Genomic DNA, 22,980 nt, shown 5'->3' with positions numbered 1-22,980 from the left:
CACCCCTTGCCCCCCAAACCCACTATAACATCGCGGCGCCCCCCCCCCCTGGCGGGGGGCCCCGCTTCGCACTTTAGGCGCGCAAGGGCCTTAACCCCGTGCGCACTTCGTTCGCGAAGATCATCGGTTCTTCCCATGCCGCGAAGTGTCCGCCCGTTTCGGGTTTGTTGAAGTAAATCAGGTTGTGATAGGCCTTTTCGGTCCAGCTTTTCGGCGCCTGATAGTTTTCACCCGGAAACGCGCTGACGGCGGCAGGTACGTTCACGTCGGCTGCGAGAAAGAAGTTCGCGTGCGACTCCCAGTAGAAACGCGATGCCGAAACACCCGTATTGGTCAGCCAGTAAAGCGTGATGTCATCGAGCACATCGTCGCGCGTCAGCGCGCCGGCGGAATGACCATTGACGGGATGACCGAGCACGGCTGCGCTCAACGCCGCCGCGGGCTGGCCGTAGCCGTCGCCGTGGTCGAGTAGCCAGGAAGCCAGCGCAACGGGCGAGTCGGCGAGTCCGTACAGCGTCTGCGGGCGCGTGCCCATTTCGAAAGCGTAGCCGCGCTTCTTTTTGAAGTTTGCACTCAACTGCTCATACGCGTGCCTTTCCTCGTCCGATAAGCCGGCAGGCATTGCGTCGCCGGCGGCCAGCGACTTCAGAATCTCCGCCGGAACGGAGGCAGGGAAGTTCACATGAATGCCGATCAGTTCGGGCGGCGCCTGTTTGGCCATGATGTTCGTGACAATCCCGCCGAGATCGCCGCCCTGCGAAGCAAAGCGCTCATAGCCGAGGCGTTTCATCAATGTGACCCACGCGCGCGCGGTGCGCTCCGGTCCCCAGCCCGTTGTGGTCGGTCTCGCCGAAAAGCCGTAACCGGGCAATGATGGGATCACGAGATGAAAGGCATCCGAAGCCGGCGCGCCGTACGCAGTCGGATTGACGAGCGGGTCGATGATCTTGAACTGTTCGATGACCGAGCCCGGCCAGCCGTGGGTCACGATCAACGGCATCGCGTTTTCGTGCTTCGACCGCACGTGGATGAAATGGATATCGAGTCCGTCAATCTCCGTGATGAACTGCGGATACGAATTCAGCCGCGCTTCGCATTTGCGCCAGTCGTAGCCGGTTGCCCAATATTGCGCGAGTCCCTGAATGGTGGCGAGCTGAATGCCTTGTGATTCGTCGGGCACCGTCTCGCGATCCGGCCAGCGCGTGGCCTTGATGCGGCGCCGCATGTCGACGAGCTGCGAGTCGGGGACGTGAACCCGGAACGGCCGGATCGCCGTCTTGTCGCCGTTCGCGGGTTCGGTGATCTTGCCGATTGCCGGGCTCGTTTCCGCGAAGGCGAGCCGGCTCAGCGAGCCTGCCGCGAGCGCCGCGGCCGCCATACCGACAAAGTGCCGGCGCGATGAGGATTGGGGCATGTCTTTTGACATGGGATCGGTCTCCTGCCTTGGATCAGCGTGTTTCGCTGCGCGTGAAGTCTGCAATGTGCAGTCTCACGAAGTCGTACATGCTCATGGGTTTGCGGCCCGTGAGTTCGAACAGGTCGTTCGTCATGCGGTCGTATCGTCTCTGAACGTGCAGGTCCGCCATTACGGCCAGATGATCGACGACGTGAGCGGGAATGCCGAGTTCGCGCAATTTGTCCGACCACGGCGCGACAGGCACATTGCGGTAACGGATGGGCCGGCCGAGCGCGTCCGAAAAGACGCGCGCGGCCTGCTCGAGATCATTGGATTCGAGGCCCGTCAGGTTATAGATCTTGCCGATATGCGGCGCCGGGTCTTCGAGAATCACCGAAACCGCATTTGCGACATCAACGGCTGAAATGGGCGACGTCTTGCTATTGCCGAGCGGCAGTGCGAGTTCGTCGTTGTCGCGCACGCCGACGGCGCCAAGCGTCAGGAAGAAGCTCTCGAGAAACGCCGTGGGCCGTACCGTGACGACGGGCAGCCCCGACCACTGCAAAACCTGCTCGGCAAGCCAGTGCAGCTTGTGCTGGGGGCTGTCGGTTGTCTCCGTGATGCTCATTTCCGTGACTGTCATCTGCGACATGTTGACGATGGCTTCGACACCATGATGACGCGCCACCGCAGCAAAATTGACAGTTGCTTCGAGATAGGCCGCAGAGACGGACATGCCGAAATAGACGCGCGAACAGCCTTCGATCGCACGGTGCATCGAGGCGAGATCGGTCAGATCACCGACCATGACTTCGGCGCCAAGGCGGCGCAACTCGTCCGCGCGTTCGTCTTCTTTGCGGACCAGCGCCCGCACTTTATAGCCCTTCGCGAGCAATGACGTTGTCACGTTGCGGCCAATGCCGCCAATTGCGCCTCCGGCACCCGTCACGAGAATGGGCCGATCATGGGCAGGTTTCGTTGTCATATCACATCCTTTCAAGGAAAAACTTCACTTCATTTATGCATGCATATACACACTTGTGTATGAAAACGTGCGCGTGCATACGTCGATCAACGCGACGATCGGGTCGTCATTCGCGGGCGCCTTGCAGAAAGCCGAGCATTGTCTTCGTAACCAGCTCGGGCTGCTCCTCCTGGATAAAGTGCCCACTGTTTTCTACGTCGACGGCGCTCATATTGGCCGCCTTTTCTCCGACGACCATTTTCATCCACTTGTATGCGGGACCGCCCATCACGAGAACGGGCATTTGCAGCTGGCCATAAGCCTTGTTGTCGCTGACGTCCTGAGGGAAAGCCTGATACCACGCGTTGCCTGCGCGGATCGCGGCTGCGCTGTCATAAGCGTGCTCGTACACGGCGCGGTCGCGCGCGTCGACGGCTTTCTCATTCACAAGAAAGTAGTGGAAGAGCCAGTCCTGTTCAAGCCGGACGCGGCCTGCCAGCAGCTTCTCCGGCAAACCTTTGACCTGATTGAACGCGAACCACCACAAGTTCGGGCGCGCCGAACCCAGCCTGTCACCGTATGCGCCCTGGACGGGTAGAAGCGGAACAGTCTGCAGGCTATCGTCGGGATGCGGAAACTCCATCATCACCAGCTTGTCGGTGGCTTCCGGATAGTTCTCCGCGTAGGCGAACGCCACAGCCGAGCCGATGTCGTGTCCCGCGATCGCAACCTTGTCGTATCCAAGCGATTGCGTCAGTTCATGGATATCAGCGGCCATCGTTTTCTTGTCATAGCCGTCAGCGGGTTTCGATGACGCGCCCATGCCGCGCAGATCCACCACGATCACGGTGTAATGCTCGGCGAGCGCCGGCATGATCTTGTGGAAGGTCCACCACGTTTCGGGCCAACCGGGCAACAACACGAGCGGCTCGCCCTTGCCGCCGACCACATAATGCAGCCGTACGTCGTTCACGGTTGCATAGCGATTTCTGAATCCGGGCAGCGACTTCACCAGCGTACCGTCCGAGATGTCGGTCTTTGCGGCCGCGGGCTTGCGCGCATGCGTTGCGACGGGTGCATCCGTTGTGGACGTCTGCGTGTAGCCGGGCGACGCGGCCGCCATCAGCGCCGCAACGACGATGCTCGCGCAGCCGGTCCTGATCATTGCTTTCAAAGCAAATCCTCCTTCGATAGGTGGGCAATTCGAAGTTGCAGGTCATGCAGCCTGGGTGCGCAGATCGTCGGAACCCTGGTCGTTGACGATCATCGGGTGCGAAGCGCGTTCGTGAACATGCGCGGTCGGCGTACGGTCGATCATCAGACTCAGCAATTCGGGGCGGTTGTAGTGGCCGGCCGAGTCCATCAGCATCTTGCGGCGGTCGATTTGCGTGAAGTCGAGATCGACGATCACTTCGCCTTCACCCGAGCGAAGCGGCTCGGCCATCAGCATGCCGTCAGGAGCGACGATCGTGGTGAAGCAGCCCCCCGAGATCGGACCAATTCCACAACCGGTATCTTTCATGATTTGCGCCTGCTGGTCCGCGTCCAGCCACGCCGTTGCATTGACGACGAACGCGCCGGATTCGAGCGCATGCTGGCGGATGTTGATTTCCATGCGCTGGGCAAAGCCCTCGCCAAAGGCGGAACCCGGGTACATCGCCGAATGGATCTGCTCGCCGTCGGCGATCATCGCGTAGCGGGCGAGCGGGTTGTTGTGCTCGAAGCATGCGAGCTGGCCGATACGGCCGACTGCGCTGTCGACTGCACGCAAGCCCGAGCCGTCTCCCTGGCCCCAGATCATGCGTTCGAAATGCGTCGGCGTGATCTTGCGGCGGCGCTGGATCAGCGTACCGTCAGCATCGAAGAGCAATTGTGTGTTGTACAGCGTGCCGCCATCGCGCTCATTGACGCCAATGGACACGACCATGCCGGCCTTTCGCGCGGCTTCGCCGATCGCGTCGGTAGCAGCGGACGGCACAGTCACAGCCTGTTCGAGCAGGCGCAGATGTTCGGTGCCGGACAGAAGCTCGATGCCCGTCTGGACGGCCGCAAAGTAAGGGTAATAAGGCACGACCGTTTCGGGGAAGGTGGCGAACTGCACGCCTTTCTGGCCGAGTTCGTGAATCTTCTGCACGACCTTGGCGACGGTTGCTTCACGGCTATAGAGCACCGGGCTGAACTGGACGGCGGCGGCTTTGACGACTTTCATGACAAACTCCTTGACGAGGGGGGAGGGGTATCAGGCGTGGGTCAATCTTGCATATGCAACATCGACCGAAAAACTTCAGACAATACGCAGCGGCAACTTGCGCGCGATATTCATTAGCTCATGGGCACCGCCTTCGCCGAGGAGGCGCGTCGCGTGGCTCTGTGCAGCCGACCACGCGCTCGCGGCGTTTTTGAGCAGCGCCTTGCCTTCGTGCGTGAGCGAGAGTGGGCGGCTTCGACCATCGCTTGCCAGGACGCCCTCGGCAACCCAGCCCTGGGCGATCAGCGGCTGCAGATTCCTTGTCAGCGTCGAGCGCTCGTGATGATTCCGTCGGCCCAGATCTGAGCGGCTCATAGGCCCGAACTCCGCGATCAGCACGAGCAATGAGAACTGCGGCGCCACGATGCCGAACGGACGCAACGCATCGTCATAGACGGAAGTCAAGACGCGGGAGATCTGCCGGGCGCGCGTCAGCAGACAATTGCGCGCAATCTGGCTGCTCGGCGGTTCATCCGCGGTGCGATCCAGTTCAACCGTTCCGTTCGACTCGTGTTGCATATGCACTACCTCGGTAAGCCCAGTTTTTGCGGTGCGGTGTTTTGCTCGCGATGGGCGTATTTGAGCGGATGAACGTATCCCGCTTGTGTCCGAAAGTCGGTTTTATGTAAGAGTGCGTATCCCTATCTGTTGTAGATACGTTGGGATACAAAAGGACAGTGCGGAGAAACAGGGAGGGAAATGACGAGGGCTGCGGCGTGATGATCTCGCGAGGCCTCAGCCGCCGTTGCGGCCTGACTCGGCTTCGATATTCTCCGCCGCGGCACGCGAGAACCGCATTTGATATTCACTGGGCGACAACCCGGTCTTGCGCTTGAACAATTGCCGAAAAGTGCTGATATCGCCATAACCGACCCGCTGACTCACCGCCTCAAGCCCAATTGGCCGCGTTTCCAGCAACCTTTTCGCGACCTCGATGCGCAGATTTTGCAGATACGTCAACGGTGCGAGCCCGACGGCGTCCTTGAAACGGCGATTGAGCGTGCGTTCGCTGACAGCAAGCGAGGCCGCCAGATCGCTCAACCGGAATCCCTGCTGCAACGCAGCCTCCATCTGTTGCTGGGCGCGCGCGACGAGCGTGTCGGTATGCCCATGTTCGTCGAGAAGCGTTGCAAAGGAAGCCTGCGAAGTCCGGTTCATGTCGATCAACAGCGCCTTCGCGGTCATCGTGGCGAGTTCTTCGCCGGCGAATGTTTCGACGAGCCGCACCGCGAGATTCAGATACGACGTCACGGAACCGCCGGAGATGATGCCGTCTTGCGCGATCAGCAGTTCCTGTGCGCGAACTTCGACACGCGGATAGCGGCGCGCGAAGTCCGCGGCTCTCGCCCAGTGCGTCGTTGCGGCGCGGCCATCCAGCAGGCCCGCCTCGGCGAGCAGGTAGTTGGCCGTGCAATAAGCCGCCAGCACGGCACCTGCCTTGCGTTGACGCCGCAGTGCGGAAGACAGCGCGTTCAACTGCTCGCGGCGCCCGATGAACTCGTCGATGTTCGAGAAAAACGGTGCCGTCAGCAGAACGGCGTCCGCCCGTTTGCGCGGGTCGATCTTGCCGTCGACGTGAATGGTCTGGCCCGACGCAGCCGTGACGGATTGCCCGTCGAGAGATTCCACGCGCCATGCAAACACAGGCGCGGATGTCGTGCCCGGTGCAGCCTTGCGCGCATGGAACTGATTAGCGGCGCTGAAGACGTCAACAGGGCCCGCGACGCCGGACGCGAGGATTCCGTCATAGACCCAGATGCGGACGATGGCCATTGCGTGTCTGAAATTCCCTGAATAATGGCGATGCTGCCACTTCCGGCCGCACGAGTAAACCCCGATCATGGCCACATCCAATGACCTGAACGCAGGAGCAGCACCATGCCAATGATCGATGCACTGTGGCCCGAAGACGCCTTGACGCCTGAGGCCGAAGCGCGCCTCGTCAAGGAACTGACCGACATCCTCATCGAGGCGGAAGGGTACGATCCCGCCAATCCGATCGCACAGCGTGTCACCGTGTTCCATCTTCATCGGCCTGCTGCGATCTACATCGGCGGCGAACGCACGAACACGAGACGCTACCGGATCATTCCGTCTGCGCCCGAAGGGCAATACACCGACGAATCGCGTCGCTCGCTCGTCAGAAACGTCACGGAAGCGGTGGCGCGCGCGGAGAACCGGCCGTTCGATGACGTTGCGCCGCGCGTCTGGGTCTTCCCGACCGAGATTCCGGATGGCGCATGGGGGACGCGCGGGGCGATCTGGATGCTGCCCGATATTCATGCGCTGCTGGCGGGCGAGTCTGAGCGCGGCGCGGGCGTTGGACGCCTCGCGCGACGCCGCCTCGAAAAGGCGCGCATCACGCTCGCAGCAGCGCTCGATGCCGCCAGCGCAGGCATGACGAACAAACCGTAACTGGAGCGTCCAGCATGAAATTCAACGACGCAGCCCCCGTGCTGGCGCCCGCAGGCGGTCCGCCGCTCTGGCTGGCGAGGCTCGCCGAAAACGCGACGCTCGAAGCCACCGTGCTGAAGTGTCCGATCGAGGGACGAGCCGATATTCTCTCCGTAATCAAACACGCGGTCTCGCTCTACGAATTCCAGCATCACAGCTACAAGGGCGAGATCGGCAACGGTTTGTACATGGAATCCTATCGGTCGCAGATCCAGGGCGTGCCGATCGAAACGGTGGTCGTCGCGCATCTGAACGAACAGGGCGAGACGGATTCCGTGGTCATCAATCATCGCCCGCTCAACGCAGCGCTGCTGTTTTCGAAACGGATGTGGGAACGCGTCGATGAGCGCTTCCGCGATTGCTATCTGACGGGAGCAGAAGCCGCAGCGCTGAATACGGCATCTGGTGTGGCCTCGCGCCAGCCTCCTTGTATTGAAGAGTTGCCATAACGAACGATCTATCGATCGAAGCAGTGAGGATTTTGCAATGACTGATGCACTTGATGGCGTACGCGAACACTATCGCGCGATCTATAAACCAGGCGGAGGCTCGCGGCAGCCTTCAGGCTAATGCGACAAGAACAGGACATGATGAAACGCCTTTTTCTTAATTTAACAACAGCCTCTGTTCTGGTCACTTCTGCTGGAGTCTCCATGGCGCAAACCACTCCGATGCCAACCACGCCAACCACGAAGATATTGGCGATTGGCACCTTTCCACCGGGCACGGACATGCAACTTGTCCAACACATTCTTCCGACCGAAGTTCGCGAGACGGCGCAGCTCTACCGCGAGGGCAAGATTGACCAGTGGTATTCACTGCAAGACCGGGCTGGGGTGGCGTTCATCCTGAACGTTACGGACGTAAGTCAAGCGCATGAAATGCTTGAGGCACTTCCCTTGGGGAAAGCGCACTTAATGACATTCTCGCTTCTCCCAATAGGCCCACTGAAGCCGTTGAGCAAGCTTTTGAATCCCCCTTCCCCCCAGTAGAAAGCGCTAGAGCGTACTGGGCTGCTGCGCCGCCGGTTTTCACGGAGAGGCAGGCAACGTGGGCAGACTATCTCGCCGTTGTGGCGACGAAGGCGGCGGTGGACACAGACGGGCAACGTCATGACGCGCGTGGGCCGTTTGACCAGGCCACGGCATCAATGACGGGCCTCGGTAGGTCCGCCTGTGCGAGGCCACCCCGAAGCTGGTCTTGTGTGATGATCTGAAGTCGAACGGCTTCCCGTGAGACTCCGCGACCAACGTGTCGCGTTCGACTCCTGTCACCACGGATGATCCTGTCGCGTTGTAAACGGCCCCTGAGTGGCCTTCACCGACTAGCGCACGCGGCTTGCGTTTCAACTGACTCGTCGAATACTCGGCGGACCTCCGCGCTACACTGGCGGACGGTTCTCGTGCGAAAGACGAGGGGCCGATCCGTGGTCGCTTGCTGTCCTCTATAAACGGGGACAACGCTGCCGTTCAAACTACTCGCGGGTCTGACGACAGCAAAGCTGACCATAGCCGCCGTTGGTCGACGGTCGCGCCGCGGCAGCTATGGCCGAATTGTGCGCGTAGTTCGTCCGTCGGGTTCCGGGGGCTGCAGGCGTTCCAACAACAGGCCTCTCTGCTCACCGAACGGCAGGTCGTCGCCACACCCGGAAATTGGAGAGCAAACTTTCGACTCACACGGGCGAGTCAGCAATGGCTTTCCGCTGCCGACGCTAAGTTGACTGGCGCAGGACAGCGCGTCTTGCAGGGTAAAACCGGAACTTGCTCGACGCAGTGCGCTACTTTTGTGCAACGAAGCTGACGCAGATCCGGTGGATGTCACAAACGATCGGCGACCGGTAGTCGAGCCTCCATCCGTCTGCGAAGAGCGGTGCCAGCGACCGCTCCGTAGTTAGCGGGAAAGTTCGAAGGATGCCCGGCGCCAGTTCGGCGGCAGCGCCCGCCAGCGCAATCCGATCCTGCCAATGACATGTCGCGCCATTCGCTTTCAGCCAGATACGCGAAGACTCGACCAGGTGATCCGTGCGTAACCAGCTGCCGGTTCGCGCCATTGTGACAAGTTCCCCAATCACCAGGTAGCAGAGGAGTTCAGCGCGTGCCTCATCATCGAGCTTCTCAGGGAGTGACATGTCGAACGACGCTCTCGGATCTGTAACCTGCCGTCAGGTGGCGCATGGCCGGGACGTGCGGCGACAACCGGCCGCCGCGGTGATGGGCGCCACCTGGTGCCGATTGCCGGATGGTCAGGTCTCACCGCTCAGTCTGCATGGGGTTCGTCTGCATTGGATGCGCATTGAATGCGCTGGACGATGGCGTTGAACCGTTCTTCGCCACTGTGCGTGTGAACGCACTTCCCGTCGGGAGCGTCGCTCGTGCTGACCGTTGCGCCGCCACGACCCCGCCAATGCGGTCTGGTACAGAGGCCCGTTTTCGCATCCTGAGCACAGCGCACAGCGGCGTGGGCCGGAACACTATTGCGCCGCGGTCAGTTTCAGTCCTGGCCTCAATGCCGGCGACGGTTCCTGCAGGCCTTTGCGCTCGTCGGAGACCTGCTCGATGCCTTTACTGGCCACCTCCTCCAGAAAGGTCAGCCGGGCCCGATAGTAATCAACGCGTAGCTGTGCATCGAGCACATGCTGCTCGGCCTGGAACAGTTCCATGCGTAGGTCATTAAGTGCACGTTCCGCCTGTTTCTCGGGAGTGGGCGCGTGATGTGAAGCCCAGTTTGCAAGCCATCGCAGCATGGTGAAGCCCTCCTGTCGTCGGGTGCCCGGCCACGACAAAGGCTATCAAAGTCTGGAACGGCTGTCTGTCAAAAAACGCCAGCGCGTCACATGTTGCATAAACGGCACAGCGACGCCTGAGTGCGACGGAGGTGTGATAGCACCAGTTGGCGCATGCGCCGCACCCTCCCCGCGGGAATGTCCGGCGATCCTCACTGCCTGCACACTGCACGCTTGCCAGTGTTGAACCCTTTACCGCAGGTCATGGCGGGACCCGACCTACGGGCTGCGAACCGGCCGTGATCCTGCACTGACAGGGGGTATAGGAAAGCTTCATCGGGCGTTTTGCCTGCCTTGCGCTTTCCGATCGTGATGCCATCCGCCCGAGGGTGACCGCGTTACCGGGATATCGCGACTGCAGCCACAACCTCACCACGTCATTGCGCATCCAGCTCCGGACAAAACTGGCAGTCAGCGCGAGCACGAGCAGGTCATCGTAATACCCTGCCGCCAGCTCCTGCGCCGCCAACTGCATCCGGACGAGCCCACGCTCCATGTCCGCCAGACCTCTCACACCGTCGCGATCAGACTGCCGTCCCCGTGGATCATCCGCCCGAAGGCCAGCGGGCGTCGCCGCCAGTAGCGCGCGCGCAAAATCGCCGCTGCAGTTGTTTTGCAGCACCATCACGCTGGCCACAGCGATCTGGCGGGATGGCACCATCCGCGCCAGCGCGGCAATGGTCCGTTCTGGCAGTCGGTACCCAGTCAGCTGGTCGGCTGCCTCCGGGCAGATTCCAGACGGACACGCGCGATCCGCTGACTGTGCGTCCGATCGCGCAACATATCGGGCAGGACGGGCATCGGTCACGGTGCGCGGCCTTCAAGGTGATCGCGAAGCCGTCGGGGCATGGTGACAAATCCCTGCGATCGCAGTAGTGCGACGAACGCCGGATCAGACAGGAGTGCCGCCAGCACGTTGCCGACAATGACCCTGTCGACGCAGACGGCTTCCATCTGCCGGATCGCCGTCTGTTGGCGCGCTCGCTCCAGCATAAGGACTTTCCGGGCCTTGATCTGCGGCGAGGATCGGGATTTCGCGTAGGTTGACGCGTCGCAGCCGGACGCGACATCCCCTTCGCCAGGACAGATTGCGTTGCGCGGATGATCTTTTCGCATAACGACTACTTCGTAGCAGGGCGGCACGTCGCCGGTAACACTTCCAGCGGCACGTTGGCGGCAAGCTCGATCAGTGATGTAAGATCGGGATGCCGGTACGGCTCGAAATGAGACTGGCCGTAGCGGTACAGCACGGTGTATTCGCCCTTCGGCAAACTACCCTGGGGGAGGATGTGAAAGTCGAGCAGTTCCTTGCCCGCGCGCTCAACGCGGCCGTACACGAGAAAATCAATCGCGAAGCAATCGGGCCAACGGGCGATCCAGTACGGCAAATGTCCCTGGACCAGCCACGGGCTCCGGATAACCAGTTGCAGCCGTAGTGTGCCGTCGATGCATAGGGTCCCCGTGTGTTTCTCGTACCGGACCTGATGCCCCAGCTCCCGCAGCTTTTCTGTCGTACCATCAGCAACCCGACGCTCCATCACACGTTCGACGTATCGGTTTTCGGACCGCTCAGGATTCAGGTTCGGTGGGTATCCGATGATCTTGTATGCCTCGTACAGACTCCCGAATTCCCGAATTCGTGCATTACCTGCTCTACGGACGGCGCGCTCCGGTAATGCCTCAGTGTTGCCTGATTGAGTCTGCCGGTTCTCGCGACCACCTTGCGCAGGCCATCGACAATCTCGTTTCGTGTTGGTCTACGTCCGACGCGTGCCATTTTCTGCTGGACAGCAGCAAAAACGCGCCGGTCGACGACCGGTTCGAACGCGTCCGGAATGCGGATCCATTCCTCCCGCGGCAACTGCTCCCAGCCACGGTCGAGTTTCGAGGTCGTCCGACTGTAGACATTGGTGCCGATGTACTTTTCGTTGCGCAGGATGTCCAGTATGTTGGCGCCCTGCCAGGGGCGGCCAACGCCGTTGACTATGCCAAAGCTGTTCAGGCGCCGCGCGATCGCCTCCGCACTAACTGGTTGCCTTGCGTACCATTCGAAAATCTTGCGGACCAGTGCGGCATCGCCTGGCGGCCCCGGCGCGATGATGATGCGGTCAGTCTGTACGCTTTTGTATTCATGGGGAGCGAGGCACCGTCGCTCGCTGTCATCACGGCCGACCAGAATGCGCTGCAATCCAATCCCGGGAGGCCCACCCGCATGAAAACCACGCCGGACATTCAGGCAGTGCCCGAGAAACACTTTGCGTGACATCTCGCGGCTGAATTCGCCGGCCATCGCCCGCTTGAGCGCTTTCAGTATCGAAGCAGTCGGACTGCTATCGTTTTCGAACGGCTCGGCGACATAGATGACGTCAACGCCCGCGCGGCGACAGGTGTATTCGTAGAACGCACTTTCATCGACATCCTGAAAGCGTCCCCACCGACTCACGTCATAAACCAGCACGCTGGTGAATCTGCGCGCCGGGTTCTCCACGTCGATCAATAGCTGGATCAGTGCCGGGCGTTCACGCAGCGTCAGTCCACTGATCGCAGCATCTTCATAGTCCCGCACCACCCGGATACCGTGCGTGGCGGCATATCGTGCGATCGCTTCGCGCTGGAATACAGGTGAGTATTCCTGGTGGTCGGTGGACATGCGGATGTACTGCGCGGCGCGAACGGGCGCAGCGGGCTGGGTACCGCGCGTCCGCGCGGAAGGCATGATATTTCCAGTGCTCACACATTAGTGCTAGCGCTTTTCCGGTCAAAGTCAAGACGGAGGATCTCTATGGCGGCCGAACGGGTGCTGGACAACCGGAATTGGTTGATCTGTCGACTTGCAAAGGGCCCAGGTCGTTAACGGCTATTCGATGCCTGCCATCGGCCGCAGGACTGTGTCGGTGCCTTTGCGCATGTTGGTAGGCGTCGAATAAACCTAATCGGGAGTGTGAGTTCACTGATACAGGAAGCCGCCGTCCGGCTGCTCGATGCCGCCACGGTCAGCAATCTGCCACAGTGCTGAAGTAGAACCCAGCGCGTCTCAACGTCAGCAACGGCCGAAATTTACCGGTATGTTATTGAGCAGCATTCTGATGCAAACCAGTGGCCCGCTTGACGGCTTCGAGGCATGGTGGCAACCGTTAGCCGCCTGCGAGCCTCGCGCAAATCCACGCGAAACCGCGCGTCAAGGTCAGACATCACAATCGAACTCCCATCATCCCTGTGGGAGCCTGTCATGAAAACCGAACAAACCCGTGAGGCGTGGAACAAAGGCAAACTGGTCGGCCAGAAGCCACCGCTGAAACTCAAAGATGTCTGGGCTATCCGGATCTATCTCCAGAACGCTCATGCTGTTCGCGATCTCGCACTGTTCAACCTTGCAATCGACAGCAAACTACGTGGTTGTGATCTTGTCAGTCTTCGAGTCCGCGATGTTACGCACGGCAATCAGGTCTTGTCGCGGGCGCAGGTCGTTCAGCGAAAGACACAACGCCCTGTCCAGTTTGAACTGACCGAACCTACCAGGAAGGCTGTCGGCGCGTGGCTGGAGAAGGCAGCCCTAAGGCCGGATAGATTTCTCTTCCCCAGTCGGCTGTCCGCATCGCCTCATCTCTCCACCCGGCAATATGCCCGGATGATACGTCGATGGGTGGAAACTGCGGGGCTTGATCCGACAGCCTACGGCACGCATTCGATGCGCCGCACCAAAGCAACCCTGATTTACAAGCGCACGAAGAACCTGAGGGCCGTCCAACTGTTGCTCGGCCATAGCAAGATTGAAAGCACGATCAGGTATCTTGGCATTGAAGTCGACGACGCGCTCGAGATTTCGGAACAGACTGAAATCTAACGCGTCGGGCACAGGCCGCGCGAAACGACGCTATGTTCGGGATCGTGCGGCAACTTTCTGGTGAACTTTGCTTCGCTCGAAACTGCGACCAATCGTTGCTGCTTACCGATCCTTGCAAGCTATCACCCGAATGGCTGGTTGGCAACGGAGACTGGCCCGACCAGCTACGAGTAGAGTTCGGCCATTGCCGACGTTGGCGCGACCATCGTCCAACGGCGGCTATGGTCTGCTTTGCTGACGTCCGGCCCGCGATTGGTTCGAACGGCAGCTTTGTGCACGTCCGGAGGACAGCAAGCGCCCCAATCGGCCATTCGTCTTGTCGACCACCGATCGGCCGCCTTCTGCTCGGGATCGGCCTGCCGCTACCAGGTTCTTTTGGGGCGTTCAGCTTTCCATAGGCATCTAAGAACAGGGCAAATGCAATGACCAAGGATCGATTACGCATCGCAGGTTAACTATGCCAGAGCCGATGGCATTGGAGCCACGCGCGGTCTCCGCAAACGACGGGCGGAACACCGGCACTGACAGCATTATCCGAGCGGGAACACAGCCTTCAGCCATAGAGCCTTACCCTGGACCCGGTTTCTGACCTCCGTATCGAGTTCATATTTCAGGGTGGCGAACCAGCCCTTTTCGCTGCCGTACTTGATTGATGGACCGATTGCCAATGCTCTACCCTTGTTGTTCAGGATGGTTTGCCCGTTTTGTTTGTCATTGGTGAGTTGCTGGTAGAAATATCCACCGATTCCGACAACCCATCCATGACCAATTCCATATCCCGCATCATAGTCCATGATCAATTCATGGCCTGAGGTATAGCTCGTCACCGCGTTTATTGTATTGATGTTATGCATGACCTTCAGGTCACCGTTGAATCCTCGCGGGTCGATGTACGAAACCCCAATGAGTGGCTGAAATGCCCAATAATTTCTGCCGATATTTGCAAGATCATTTTTATTGTAAGAACCCGTTGGTGCGAATACATCGAGTCCAGCTACCATATGCAATTGTGGGCTGAGATGCCACCCCAAAGCCGTGCCGAACGATGCATCGCCGACTCCCGTCTTGCTTTGACTTGAACCGGCCTCTTTAACGTCGAGATTGACAAGTGGCAGCAGACCATGGAAAACCAGCGAGGCGCCCAGGATCTGCTCATGGGTCACCCAGATGAGTCTTGGGACAATTGCTACGGAAGTTACTTTGAATCCAGGTATTGGGATGGCATTTCCGTTGTTATCTCTGAAGGAACTGCCTTCATTGTATTCTGAATAAACAATTCCGTAGAGGCCCGGCGGGGGCACGGCGCAGCAAGAATATGCTTCAGCACCGGTTGGATATATCGAACCGCCCCCCTCTGTTGCATTTGCAAAAGCCGAAATCGCTAAGGTGCCGCAAACAAAAATTATTATTCTGATTAAATTCCGGGCAAACATCTGCCGTCTCCTGAGTAGTTTTTAGTGTGCTTCTTGAAGAAATATTTGCCGTAGACCAGACGCGCGGGTGCTCGCGAATTGAGGTGAGCACCCTGCTACTAACTAGACGTTCTAAATAGGCATGCTTAGGCCGAAGCCATCCGCAGCGGCAACAAAGCGATCCGGACGGATTGCGATGACCTTGGCCTTGAATTCACGCATCCATTCGATCAGCGAACCATCGAGATCGATGATGTCGGTCGTCTTCACGCCCCGTGATTCAGCCGAACGCAGCGTCAGGAAGCTCGCTCCGAGGTTTGCCCATGCCTGCCGGTCAGTGGTGGACAGCACGGTTTCCGGATCGACCTCGTTGCCAAGTAGCACGAAGCCGTGGCCGAGCTGATCGTCAAGCATGCAGAGCTTGCCGTTCGCACCGGCCACGCGCGGCTGCGGGACCATCTTGCCGACGATGCTGCCTTCGTCGAGCGGGCCGCGCACCCAGCCGGCACGGAGCACGGGCGGCCTGAGCAGCGGCGGCTCGGGTGGTGCCTGGTCGGACGGCGGCGGCGCCGCAAGCGCCTTCATTTCTTCCTCGCTCAGCTGCTGCTTGATGATGCGCCCCATTTCCACCGCGATCGCCGTCATCTCGGCGACGTGCGGGGCGCGTTCAATTTCATAGGTGTCGAGCAGGCTTTCGGGCAGGCGGCCGGCCAATACCTCGCGCAGTTTCCAGCTCAGGTTGAACGCATCGCGGATGCCGGACTGCATGCCTTGGCCCGCCCACGGCGGCATCAGGTGCGCGGCATCGCCGAGTAGAAAAACGCGACCTACGCGCCAGGTTTCCGCATGGCGCACATGGTGCTTGTAGAACGCGTGCTGGTAAATCTCGACTTCGTTGTCAGTTACGCCGAGCGAGTTGAGCAGCTTCCACAGTTGCTCGTGCGTCGAGAAGTCCGCATCGGTCTCGTGCGGTTCAAGTGGGAACTCCCAGCGATGGTTGCCGAGCGCGAGCGCGATATCTACCACCGGACGTTTCTTGTCCGACCAGAACGTGAGGATGTTGCGGTGCGGCCACCAGCGTTTCACGCGCGCGTCGATCACGACCCAACGCGTTTCCACGGTCTCGCCGAGAAGCTTCACGCCGAGGCGTTCACGCGTACTGCTCGAACCGCCGTCGCAGGCCAGCGCATAACGTGCACGAATACGATGCTCGACGCCGCTGTTCTTGTCGCGGGACGTGACGGTGACGCCGGTTTCGTTCTGAGCGATATCGACCAGTTCTTCGCCGAAGCGTACCGTCACATGGTCCTGGAAGCGTTGCACACCGCGTCGCAGGATTTCTTCCATGACCGGCTGATAGATGGCGTAGGAGCGCGGATGACCGAGCGTGGACCGCGGGAATTCCATGTGCGTCAGCTCACGGCCGTCATAAGTGATCCAGCGCAGCGCACGGGTCCGGTCCATATTGCGGCTCAGCTGGTCGTCGAGGCCGATCGACTGGAATAGTCGCATGGTCCAGTCGTTGACCGTGACAGCGCGCGCACGCGGATAGATGTCCCGGTCTCGCTCGATAGCGATTGTCTTGACGCCGTAGGCGCCTAGCGCATTGGCCGCAGCCACGCCGCTCGGGCCGTAGCCGATGATCACAACATCGGCATCGAAGGTCTGCGTGGTACTCATCACACCACCCCCGCCGGGTGACTTACGGCAACCGGCGCGGCAGGCCGGTGGCCCCATTCGCTGATGCCGTCATATCGGCAAGATTGCCAGGTGGCGTCGTCCACAAATACGCCACCGTAGCCAAATTCCACGTGGAAGCCGGAAGGTGTTTGGCCGTAAAACGAAATCATCTGGTCGTTCGGGTGCTGACCGATGTCCATGGTTACCGCCAGACCATCTTTCAGGAAGCGATCGCGTGCGAACCCCACTTCCCGCATGGAACGGGCCTCGAGCATGAAATGGTGGATCCGTTTGCGCGGTCCCGGCACCGGTGGGCGCGGGGCGACTGCAAACGAGTGGTGACGTTCGTTGGCATGGAAGAATGCGACCTCAATCGTTACTTGCGGAGCGACGTGCATATCAATGTAGTCGCTCAGGCGTAACCCAAGCACATCCTGAGCAAAGCGGAGCATTTCGGGATATTCGTTGGCTTCGAATACGACATGCCCAAGCCCACCGCCAGCGGTCACAAAGCCGGACGGCACGAGCTTCGAGGTGAACGGCGTGCTGGCCGTGGGATGACCACAATAGACTTCGTGACGGTTACCGGCAGGATCGCAGAAATGGATCATGCTCTTGACTTGGCGAAGCGCAAGTTCGGCCTCTGTACCGATGGTCCACGACAGGCCAAGTGCAGTCAGGTTCTCGCCGAATGCGCGCACGGCAGCCTCATCGGCCACGCGCCATCCGGCAAACGCGTAGTCATCAGCCGGACCTTCGGTCAGGATGAAGCGGTAAGCTTTGTTGTCCATGCGTAGCAGGCGGCTGGCCTTGCCATCGGCCTGGGGCGTACCGGCGAGTACCTCGAGACCAAGATCGATCGCAGCAAATGCCTCCCAGCGAGGTATGTCCGACACCTCGAAGCCGAGATAGCCAAGCTCCCGAATAAAATGACTCATGATTATTCCTTCGTAATACTAAACGTCTGTTATAAATTTTTAATCAGAAAAGAAACTGGGTAACGAGTGCATTGAAGCGCTCGGCATGCTCCCATTGCGCCCAGTGGCCGCACTTGGCAAGCAACACAAAATCGGCATCCGGTATCTTGGTAAACAGCTCCATGCCGGCTACCGGGTTGACCTTGTCCTGCAGCCCCCAGATGAACAGGGCGCGATGTTCGAGCGTGGCCAGACGCGAATCAAGGCTGATGAACGTCTCTTTTCCGGGACCGCCAGGCGGAGGGGTCAAGGGAGGATTCGCGCGAATCTCCGGATCGTTGCTCGCATCGAAGCGGGCCTGAACCAACTCCGGCGTGAGGACGCTGGTGTCATACACCAGATTGCCGAGAAACTGACGGAGCTTGTCGACGCTGGGGCCCTCGCCAAGGTAATAGGTAAGCAATTGCTTGATGCCGTCCGTCGGACCGGTCGCTCCGGGGACCATTCCACCGCCCGGCCCCATCAGGACGAGACGGTCAAAGCGCTCCGGCTGGTCCATCGCTGCGCAGAGCGCCGACGAGCCGCCGAATGAATTGCCGATCAGGTGTGCGCACTCGATGCCGACAGCGTCCATGAAGGCCATAACGGCGCGCCCCCCGTTATGGAACGGCCCGAGGCCGCCGAACTCCTGCAGATTTTTGGAGCTCTGCCCCCAGCCCGGGAAATCGATGACCCAGCAACGGAAATGACGCGCCAGCGCCTCAATGTTGCGGCTGTAGTTGCTTGCACCCGTTGCGCCCGGACCGCCGCCGTGCAATAGGATCACGTCCGGACCGATGCCCCGAACCTGGTAATGGATACGCCAGACCGCACCGGTTTCGGTATGGCCTTCGGCAAAATGGGTCTCCGCCATCGGATACTCTCCGTCGTTTCATTTGCGCGCATCGAGCGGACTGCCCGTGCGAACGGCCGGAAGGCCATCCGCAGCGACGCGATGGCCAAATGTATCTTTCACCGACAAATGTGTCAATGACATAAGTGTCAATGTATGGTATGCCCTGAAGTGGACTATCTCGTGCCAAGGCCGATCTGTTTGACCTTCCGCAAGGCTTTCCGAATACGGGGCGGGGAAGCCCCGAGCGCGGCGAGTGTGGCTGAGATCACGGTGATTGCGCGCTCCTCGGCATGATCGCGGGCATGGGGGGTTCTGAGAGCGAAAACCATGATGCCGAGTGCGATCGATTCGGCAAGGTCGATGTCAAGGATAGTGATCTCGCCCTGTTCGATGGCAGCGACCAGATCCGCGCGTGCGTGTTCGGCGCCGAGCGGGCCGATGCTGGATACCGACCCGAGGAAGGCCCCAAACACCGGGTCCATGATTGCCTTGTGGTAGTACATCCAGGCACCGGTAGCAAGGCGGATGATCGGATCGGATTCTCCCGCCACCAATGGCGCGATCGATGAAATGACTTCGTCCGACAGGACCGCAACGGCGGCATCGAGCAGTTCGCGCGTGGTCTGAAAGTAGGTATAGAAGGTGCTGCGAGCTACGCCGGCGGCCTTGGCGAAATCGTCGATGACCGGGGCGTCAGGGCCGCGTTCGGCAAAAACAGGGATTGCACAATGAATAATCCATGCACGCGTCTTTGCGCGTTGCGCCTGACCGATCGCGGTGCGATGGTGTTCGGCTTTCGTAACGCTGGTCTCGCTGTTCTTGGTTTTGGGCATTCTGCTCGGATTCCGGTGGTCAGATCACCGACCAGGACCTGATGCGCTCCTTTCGGCCTGGACGGCTTCGATGTGGGCCGTAGATTTACGGCCTACGGCAGGAGTTTACGCCAGAAAGCTGCCGTTCCGGTCTGTACGTCATTATGGAATGGGTTGTCAAGATGAGCGGTTCCTTCGTCTATTACCCAGCTTCTATCGGAAGGCCTGGATACCGATTGCGGGTTCTGATCTGATCGTTGCTCCCGCCGACTCGTGAAGGATATCCCGGTCGAAGCCGAAGCTTTGGCACAGCAGAGGCCGTAACCGGCGAACGAGCGATATTCTGCCGGTTGCCTTGGCGGTGGTTCCTTGCAGAGCGGTACAGACTCGCGTGATGGTGCACGGGGCGGATTATTCCCCGGTAGTCGAATGGCCATTTCGCCGACCGGAGCAGACGGCTGAACGTCCGACTGACTGGGCGGGCGAATGACGCCTTCTGGCCGACTTTACGCGTTCGGTTAGGTTGACCGTAAGCTGCCAGTCGAAAGAATTCGCCCTGTGCCGGCGGCAGCTTTGTGCCGCAGTTCTCTTCGGGCGCAATCGGCCAGAAGGCGCCGTTCGCAAGTCAAATTGATTGGCCGTTCGAACGGCGGCTCCTATCGCAAAAGCTGCCGGTTTAGTGGCATACCGGCGCCACGCATCGATTCGAGAGTCCGTGAGCCGCAGCGGATCCGCGCATACTGTATCGGTGCCGGGCCATTTGTTCGGCTGGGTTTTGCAGCAAACGTCACAATGACCTCTATGGAGAGGTGGGCCCTATTCCGTGAGCGAATCTTCCCGCAAAGATTTCGCCGAGGCACGAAAAAACCGACGCGTCGATTGCACCGGACGCTAGCCAAGCCTGAGCATTAACAGGCGACCCGTGTCGGCCGGAACAAGCGGACGATTACCCGCGCAGCCCACGAGTATCCGACCGAACGTCGCCAGCGATCAGCCAGTGAGCATCCGTGAGAGCCAGTTCCAACCCGATCGGCCTCGCGAGCGGTGGGCTACCGCTTCGCGTCAAGCGCCAACGACGTTACTCAGACAATTTCAACTGCCACCGCCGTGGCCTCGCCGCCGCCGATGCACAGACTCGCCACGCCTCGCCTCTCGCCTCGCTGGCGGAGTGCACCGAGCAGCGTCACGATAAGGCGCGCGCCCGTCGCGCCGATCGGGTGACCCAGCGCGCAAGCACCGCCATGCACATTCACGCGCTCATGCGAAAGCGCCAGCTCGCGCATCGCGGCCATGACCACCACGGCGAATGCCTCGTTGATTTCCCACAGGTCGACATCGCTCGCCTGCCACCCAACCTTGGCTAGCAGCTTCTGGATCGCGCCCACGGGCGCAGTGGTGAACCAGGCCGGGTCCTGAGAGTGTGTGGCGTGTCCGTGGATAACGGCCAGCGGCGATAAGCCACGCTCGCGTGCGGTCGACTGGCGCATCAGAACCAGGGCCGCTGCACCGTCGGAGATGGAACTGGAGTTCGCCGCCGTGACTGTGCCGTCCTTTCCAAAGGCGGGTTTGAGCTTCGGGATCTTGTCCAGTTGCGCCTTCGCTGGCGCCTCGTCTTCGTCGACGAGTATCTCGCCATTGCGACCCGGCACGGCCACCGGCGCGAGCTCCCACCGGAACAGGCCGTCGCGCTGCGCCTGCTGCGCGCGCAGCGTAGAGGTGGAAGCAAAGGCGTCTTGCGCCTCGCGCGTGAAAGCGAAGTGGCGTGCGCAGTCCTCGGCGAACGTGCCCATGAGGCGGCCGTCGGAGGCGGGGCTGTAGTGGTCCTCCAGGCCGTCGAAGAACATGTGGTCCAGTACCTGGCCGTGTCCCAGACGCTGGCCCGAACGGGCCTTGGGCAACAGGTACGGTGCGTTGCTCATGGATTCCATGCCGCCCGCCACGATTAACTGTTGACTCCCGCTGAGCAGCAGATCGTGCGCCAGCATCGTTGCCTTCATACCCGAGCCGCAGACCTTGTTGATCGTGGTGCAGCCCGCTGATACGGGCAAACCCGCGCCGAGCGACGCCTGGCGCGCGGGCGCCTGACCGAGGCCTGCGGGCAGCACACAGCCCATGAGCACCTCATCTACGGCGTCGGGTTGCAGCCCGGCACGTTGCACTGCGGCGCGGATAGCGTGGGCGCCCAGCACAGGCGCCGTCAGAGAAGCGAAGTTGCCCTGGAATCCACCCAGCGGCGTGCGGGCAGCAGCGACGATCACGACGGGATCATTCGAAGTCGAAGAGGCAGGCATGCGAGTCTCCATTCGCCGCTTCGTGGCGGCTTTGCAAGGGGTGAGGAAAGTGTCGTCGTCGATGAATCATCTGAGCCAATCGGGATTGGGCGGCTCAGGGGACTCGAGCACGGCGGCAGCAGGAATAACGATGCGCACTCCAGGCACTGACTAAGTTCACCTGGCCGCCATGCGGATGGCGCCATCAAGGCGAATCACCTCGCCGTTGAGGTAGGTGTTTTCGAGGATGTGCAGCACAAGGCCCGCGAATTCTTCAGGTCGACCAAGGCGCGCGGGAAAAGGGACCATCTTCCCAAGGGCGTCTTGTACTTCTGTGGGCATGCCTTTGAGCATCGGCGTCTCCATGATTCCGGGCGCGACGGCGATCACGCGAATGCCATGACGGGCCAATTCCCGCGCGACGGGCAGCGTCATTGCCACCACACCGCCTTTGGAAGCAGCGTAGCCCGCTTGCCCGATCTGGCCATCGAAGGCCGCGACCGAAGCGGTATTGATGATGACCCCGCGCTCGCCATCGGTCTCGGGCATGTTCCCGGCCATGCACGCTGCGGCCAGCCGTACCATGTTGAAGGCGCCGATCAGGTTGATCTGAACAGTGCGCGCGAAACTCTCTAGCCGGTGCGGGCCTTCGCGTCCGAGCACTTTCTCGGCGGGGGCAACGCCTGCGCAATTGATCAGGCCATTCAGCGCGCCGAAGGTGTCGCAAAACGCGGCCAACGCACACTCAGCGCTCGCTGAGTCGGATATGTCGACCTTGGCGAAGTGGGCATTGCCGCCCAGTTCCGCCGCGAGCGCGGCACCGGCGTCCTCGTCGACGTCTATCAGCAGCACGCAGGCGCCGCCCGCCACCAGACGGCGCGCCGTGGCTGCGCCGAGCCCTGAGGCGCCACCTGTGACGACGAAACTTTTCCCTTGAATCTGCACTTCTGTCTCCCGGAAGTGACCACCTCGACGCGCACGGTACCGGGCCCGTGCTTCGCTGTGAGCACGGAATGCCGGAGCCATGCGTCCCGTTGGACGGTCATGTGATGCGACCGGCACGCTGCATGGCCCCGGCCGACAAAGCCATATTTGCGACGATCAACTGGCTGGTCATGGTAAGCGGCACGCGAAAGCACGCCCATGCCCATAGACCTCTTCATGCGTGCGCCTTTCGGACATATCGTGCCGGGATTGCGTCGCTCCCAGCGTTCCTTGCCCGATGACTGCTCGTGCTCAGTCGTACCAGGTTTCGCTTGGGCGCGGTAGCGATTAACATAAGTACACTTTCTGTGGGTGGACCCTG

At 60.5% G+C, this 22,980-nt stretch carries 23 protein-coding genes; 4 read left to right on the top strand and 19 right to left on the bottom strand.

Annotation, left to right across the window (positions count from 1 at the left end; translation table 11 throughout):
• Positions 1-73 precede the first annotated feature (73 nt).
• From PQR42_RS43185 to PQR42_RS43160, 6 genes are all read right to left on the bottom strand, one after another.
• Positions 74-1,426 carry an epoxide hydrolase family protein gene (locus tag PQR42_RS43185; protein WP_408495749.1) on the bottom strand — a complete coding sequence of 451 codons (1,353 nt, stop codon included), beginning with the start codon at positions 1,424-1,426 and terminating at the stop codon, positions 74-76.
• 22 nt (positions 1,427-1,448) lie between these two features.
• Positions 1,449-2,381, bottom strand: a complete 933-nt coding sequence (locus tag PQR42_RS43180) for an NmrA family NAD(P)-binding protein (protein WP_408495748.1) — start codon at positions 2,379-2,381, stop codon at positions 1,449-1,451.
• Between the two features lie 106 nt (positions 2,382-2,487).
• Entirely contained in the window at positions 2,488-3,525 is a 1,038-nt protein-coding gene (locus tag PQR42_RS43175) for an alpha/beta fold hydrolase (RefSeq protein ID WP_408495752.1), read from the bottom strand.
• 51 nt (positions 3,526-3,576) lie between these two features.
• On the bottom strand, positions 3,577-4,569 hold the full coding sequence (locus PQR42_RS43170; RefSeq protein ID WP_408495747.1) for a carbon-nitrogen hydrolase family protein: 993 nt from the start codon (positions 4,567-4,569) through the stop codon (positions 3,577-3,579).
• A gap of 75 nt (positions 4,570-4,644) precedes the next feature.
• Positions 4,645-5,127 carry a MarR family winged helix-turn-helix transcriptional regulator gene (locus PQR42_RS43165; RefSeq protein WP_408495745.1) on the bottom strand — a complete coding sequence of 161 codons (483 nt, stop codon included), beginning with the start codon at positions 5,125-5,127 and terminating at the stop codon, positions 4,645-4,647.
• Between the two features lie 216 nt (positions 5,128-5,343).
• The gene (locus PQR42_RS43160) at positions 5,344-6,381 is read right to left on the bottom strand and encodes a GlxA family transcriptional regulator (protein WP_408495743.1); all 1,038 of its coding nucleotides are present in this window, start codon (positions 6,379-6,381) and stop codon (positions 5,344-5,346) included.
• Between the two features lie 105 nt (positions 6,382-6,486).
• Between PQR42_RS43160 and PQR42_RS43155 the strand changes: the two genes are divergently transcribed.
• From PQR42_RS43155 to PQR42_RS43145, 3 genes are all read left to right on the top strand, one after another.
• Positions 6,487-7,023: a tautomerase family protein gene (locus PQR42_RS43155; RefSeq protein WP_408495741.1), complete on the top strand. Its 537-nt coding sequence runs from the start codon at positions 6,487-6,489 to the stop codon at positions 7,021-7,023.
• 14 nt (positions 7,024-7,037) lie between these two features.
• Positions 7,038-7,511, top strand: coding sequence for a hypothetical protein (locus tag PQR42_RS43150; protein ID WP_408495739.1), 474 nt, complete (start codon positions 7,038-7,040; stop codon positions 7,509-7,511).
• A gap of 138 nt (positions 7,512-7,649) precedes the next feature.
• Positions 7,650-8,054 (top strand): muconolactone Delta-isomerase family protein, encoded by a 405-nt coding sequence (locus tag PQR42_RS43145; RefSeq protein WP_408495737.1) that lies wholly within the window; start codon positions 7,650-7,652, stop codon positions 8,052-8,054.
• Between the two features lie 785 nt (positions 8,055-8,839).
• Here the strand turns inward: PQR42_RS43145 and PQR42_RS43140 are convergent.
• The 6 genes from PQR42_RS43140 to PQR42_RS43115 form a co-directional block, all read right to left on the bottom strand.
• On the bottom strand, positions 8,840-9,190 hold the full coding sequence (locus PQR42_RS43140) for a hypothetical protein (protein WP_408220315.1): 351 nt from the start codon (positions 9,188-9,190) through the stop codon (positions 8,840-8,842).
• Positions 9,191-9,532: 342 nt separating this feature from the next.
• Complete coding sequence (locus PQR42_RS43135) at positions 9,533-9,805, bottom strand: hypothetical protein (protein ID WP_106307971.1); 273 nt, start codon at positions 9,803-9,805, stop codon at positions 9,533-9,535.
• Positions 9,806-10,046: 241 nt separating this feature from the next.
• The gene (locus PQR42_RS43130) at positions 10,047-10,652 is read right to left on the bottom strand and encodes a hypothetical protein (protein WP_408495735.1); all 606 of its coding nucleotides are present in this window, start codon (positions 10,650-10,652) and stop codon (positions 10,047-10,049) included.
• On the bottom strand, positions 10,649-10,960 hold the full coding sequence (locus PQR42_RS43125) for a hypothetical protein (RefSeq protein WP_408220308.1): 312 nt from the start codon (positions 10,958-10,960) through the stop codon (positions 10,649-10,651). The genes PQR42_RS43130 and PQR42_RS43125 overlap by 4 nt, the downstream gene beginning before the upstream one ends.
• A 5-nt stretch (positions 10,961-10,965) precedes the next feature.
• Entirely contained in the window at positions 10,966-11,382 is a 417-nt protein-coding gene (locus tag PQR42_RS43120; protein ID WP_408495733.1) for a hypothetical protein, read from the bottom strand.
• Positions 11,383-11,420: 38 nt separating this feature from the next.
• Positions 11,421-12,494, bottom strand: a complete 1,074-nt coding sequence (locus tag PQR42_RS43115; RefSeq protein WP_408495731.1) for a recombinase family protein — start codon at positions 12,492-12,494, stop codon at positions 11,421-11,423.
• 579 nt (positions 12,495-13,073) lie between these two features.
• Here PQR42_RS43115 and PQR42_RS43110 point away from each other — a divergent pair.
• Positions 13,074-13,688, top strand: coding sequence for a tyrosine-type recombinase/integrase (locus PQR42_RS43110; protein WP_408220302.1), 615 nt, complete (start codon positions 13,074-13,076; stop codon positions 13,686-13,688).
• Positions 13,689-14,218: 530 nt separating this feature from the next.
• On the opposite strand, the gene PQR42_RS43105 is transcribed toward PQR42_RS43110, so the two are convergent.
• The 7 genes from PQR42_RS43105 to PQR42_RS43075 all read right to left on the bottom strand — a co-directional run bounded on the left by PQR42_RS43105 (position 14,219) and on the right by PQR42_RS43075 (position 22,619).
• Positions 14,219-15,121: a SphA family protein gene (locus tag PQR42_RS43105; protein WP_408393764.1), complete on the bottom strand. Its 903-nt coding sequence runs from the start codon at positions 15,119-15,121 to the stop codon at positions 14,219-14,221.
• A 111-nt stretch (positions 15,122-15,232) separates the two neighbouring features.
• Positions 15,233-16,780: a bifunctional 3-(3-hydroxy-phenyl)propionate/3-hydroxycinnamic acid hydroxylase MhpA gene (gene mhpA, locus PQR42_RS43100; RefSeq protein WP_408495729.1), complete on the bottom strand. Its 1,548-nt coding sequence runs from the start codon at positions 16,778-16,780 to the stop codon at positions 15,233-15,235.
• The gene (locus tag PQR42_RS43095) at positions 16,780-17,718 is read right to left on the bottom strand and encodes a VOC family protein (RefSeq protein ID WP_408495727.1); all 939 of its coding nucleotides are present in this window, start codon (positions 17,716-17,718) and stop codon (positions 16,780-16,782) included. The genes mhpA and PQR42_RS43095 overlap by 1 nt, the downstream gene beginning before the upstream one ends.
• A 43-nt stretch (positions 17,719-17,761) precedes the next feature.
• Positions 17,762-18,610: an alpha/beta fold hydrolase gene (locus PQR42_RS43090; RefSeq protein ID WP_408393773.1), complete on the bottom strand. Its 849-nt coding sequence runs from the start codon at positions 18,608-18,610 to the stop codon at positions 17,762-17,764.
• Positions 18,611-18,765: 155 nt separating this feature from the next.
• Positions 18,766-19,425, bottom strand: a complete 660-nt coding sequence (locus PQR42_RS43085) for a TetR/AcrR family transcriptional regulator (protein ID WP_408447789.1) — start codon at positions 19,423-19,425, stop codon at positions 18,766-18,768.
• 1,061 nt (positions 19,426-20,486) lie between these two features.
• The gene (locus PQR42_RS43080) at positions 20,487-21,695 is read right to left on the bottom strand and encodes an acetyl-CoA C-acetyltransferase (protein ID WP_408495725.1); all 1,209 of its coding nucleotides are present in this window, start codon (positions 21,693-21,695) and stop codon (positions 20,487-20,489) included.
• Positions 21,696-21,851: 156 nt separating this feature from the next.
• A complete protein-coding gene (locus tag PQR42_RS43075) occupies positions 21,852-22,619 on the bottom strand; it encodes an SDR family NAD(P)-dependent oxidoreductase (protein ID WP_211611953.1) in 768 nt (255 codons plus the stop codon).
• Positions 22,620-22,980 lie beyond the last annotated feature (361 nt).

The organism is Paraburkholderia sediminicola, assembly GCF_046027355.1.
Lineage (GTDB): Bacteria > Pseudomonadota > Gammaproteobacteria > Burkholderiales > Burkholderiaceae > Paraburkholderia > Paraburkholderia sediminicola_B.
The sequence above is the reverse complement of the archived record's forward strand: the minus strand, read 5'-3'. Positions and strand labels throughout refer to the sequence as shown.

Bases quoted from the DNA above. Each gene is read 5' to 3' on its own strand.
- mhpA (WP_408495729.1), bottom strand. From the start codon at position 16,780: ATGAGTACCACGCAGACCTTCGATGCCGATGTTGTGATCATCGGCTAC.
- PQR42_RS43180 (WP_408495748.1), bottom strand. From the start codon at position 2,381: ATGACAACGAAACCTGCCCATGATCGGCCCATTCTCGTGACGGGTGCC.
- PQR42_RS43145 (WP_408495737.1), top strand. From the start codon at position 7,650: ATGATGAAACGCCTTTTTCTTAATTTAACAACAGCCTCTGTTCTGGTC.
- PQR42_RS43170 (WP_408495747.1), bottom strand. From the start codon at position 4,569: ATGAAAGTCGTCAAAGCCGCCGCCGTCCAGTTCAGCCCGGTGCTCTAT.
- PQR42_RS43140 (WP_408220315.1), bottom strand. From the start codon at position 9,190: ATGTCACTCCCTGAGAAGCTCGATGATGAGGCACGCGCTGAACTCCTC.
- PQR42_RS43085 (WP_408447789.1), bottom strand. From the start codon at position 19,425: ATGCCCAAAACCAAGAACAGCGAGACCAGCGTTACGAAAGCCGAACAC.
- PQR42_RS43175 (WP_408495752.1), bottom strand. From the start codon at position 3,525: ATGATCAGGACCGGCTGCGCGAGCATCGTCGTTGCGGCGCTGATGGCG.
- PQR42_RS43155 (WP_408495741.1), top strand. From the start codon at position 6,487: ATGCCAATGATCGATGCACTGTGGCCCGAAGACGCCTTGACGCCTGAG.
- PQR42_RS43185 (WP_408495749.1), bottom strand. From the start codon at position 1,426: ATGTCAAAAGACATGCCCCAATCCTCATCGCGCCGGCACTTTGTCGGT.
- PQR42_RS43165 (WP_408495745.1), bottom strand. From the start codon at position 5,127: ATGCAACACGAGTCGAACGGAACGGTTGAACTGGATCGCACCGCGGAT.
- PQR42_RS43110 (WP_408220302.1), top strand. From the start codon at position 13,074: ATGAAAACCGAACAAACCCGTGAGGCGTGGAACAAAGGCAAACTGGTC.
- PQR42_RS43120 (WP_408495733.1), bottom strand. From the start codon at position 11,382: ATGGAGCGTCGGGTTGCTGATGGTACGACAGAAAAGCTGCGGGAGCTG.
- PQR42_RS43105 (WP_408393764.1), bottom strand. From the start codon at position 15,121: ATGTTTGCCCGGAATTTAATCAGAATAATAATTTTTGTTTGCGGCACC.
- PQR42_RS43115 (WP_408495731.1), bottom strand. From the start codon at position 12,494: ATGTCCACCGACCACCAGGAATACTCACCTGTATTCCAGCGCGAAGCG.
- PQR42_RS43135 (WP_106307971.1), bottom strand. From the start codon at position 9,805: ATGCTGCGATGGCTTGCAAACTGGGCTTCACATCACGCGCCCACTCCC.
- PQR42_RS43080 (WP_408495725.1), bottom strand. From the start codon at position 21,695: ATGCCTGCCTCTTCGACTTCGAATGATCCCGTCGTGATCGTCGCTGCT.
- PQR42_RS43095 (WP_408495727.1), bottom strand. From the start codon at position 17,718: ATGAGTCATTTTATTCGGGAGCTTGGCTATCTCGGCTTCGAGGTGTCG.
- PQR42_RS43160 (WP_408495743.1), bottom strand. From the start codon at position 6,381: ATGGCCATCGTCCGCATCTGGGTCTATGACGGAATCCTCGCGTCCGGC.
- PQR42_RS43125 (WP_408220308.1), bottom strand. From the start codon at position 10,960: ATGCGAAAAGATCATCCGCGCAACGCAATCTGTCCTGGCGAAGGGGAT.
- PQR42_RS43150 (WP_408495739.1), top strand. From the start codon at position 7,038: ATGAAATTCAACGACGCAGCCCCCGTGCTGGCGCCCGCAGGCGGTCCG.
- PQR42_RS43090 (WP_408393773.1), bottom strand. From the start codon at position 18,610: ATGGCGGAGACCCATTTTGCCGAAGGCCATACCGAAACCGGTGCGGTC.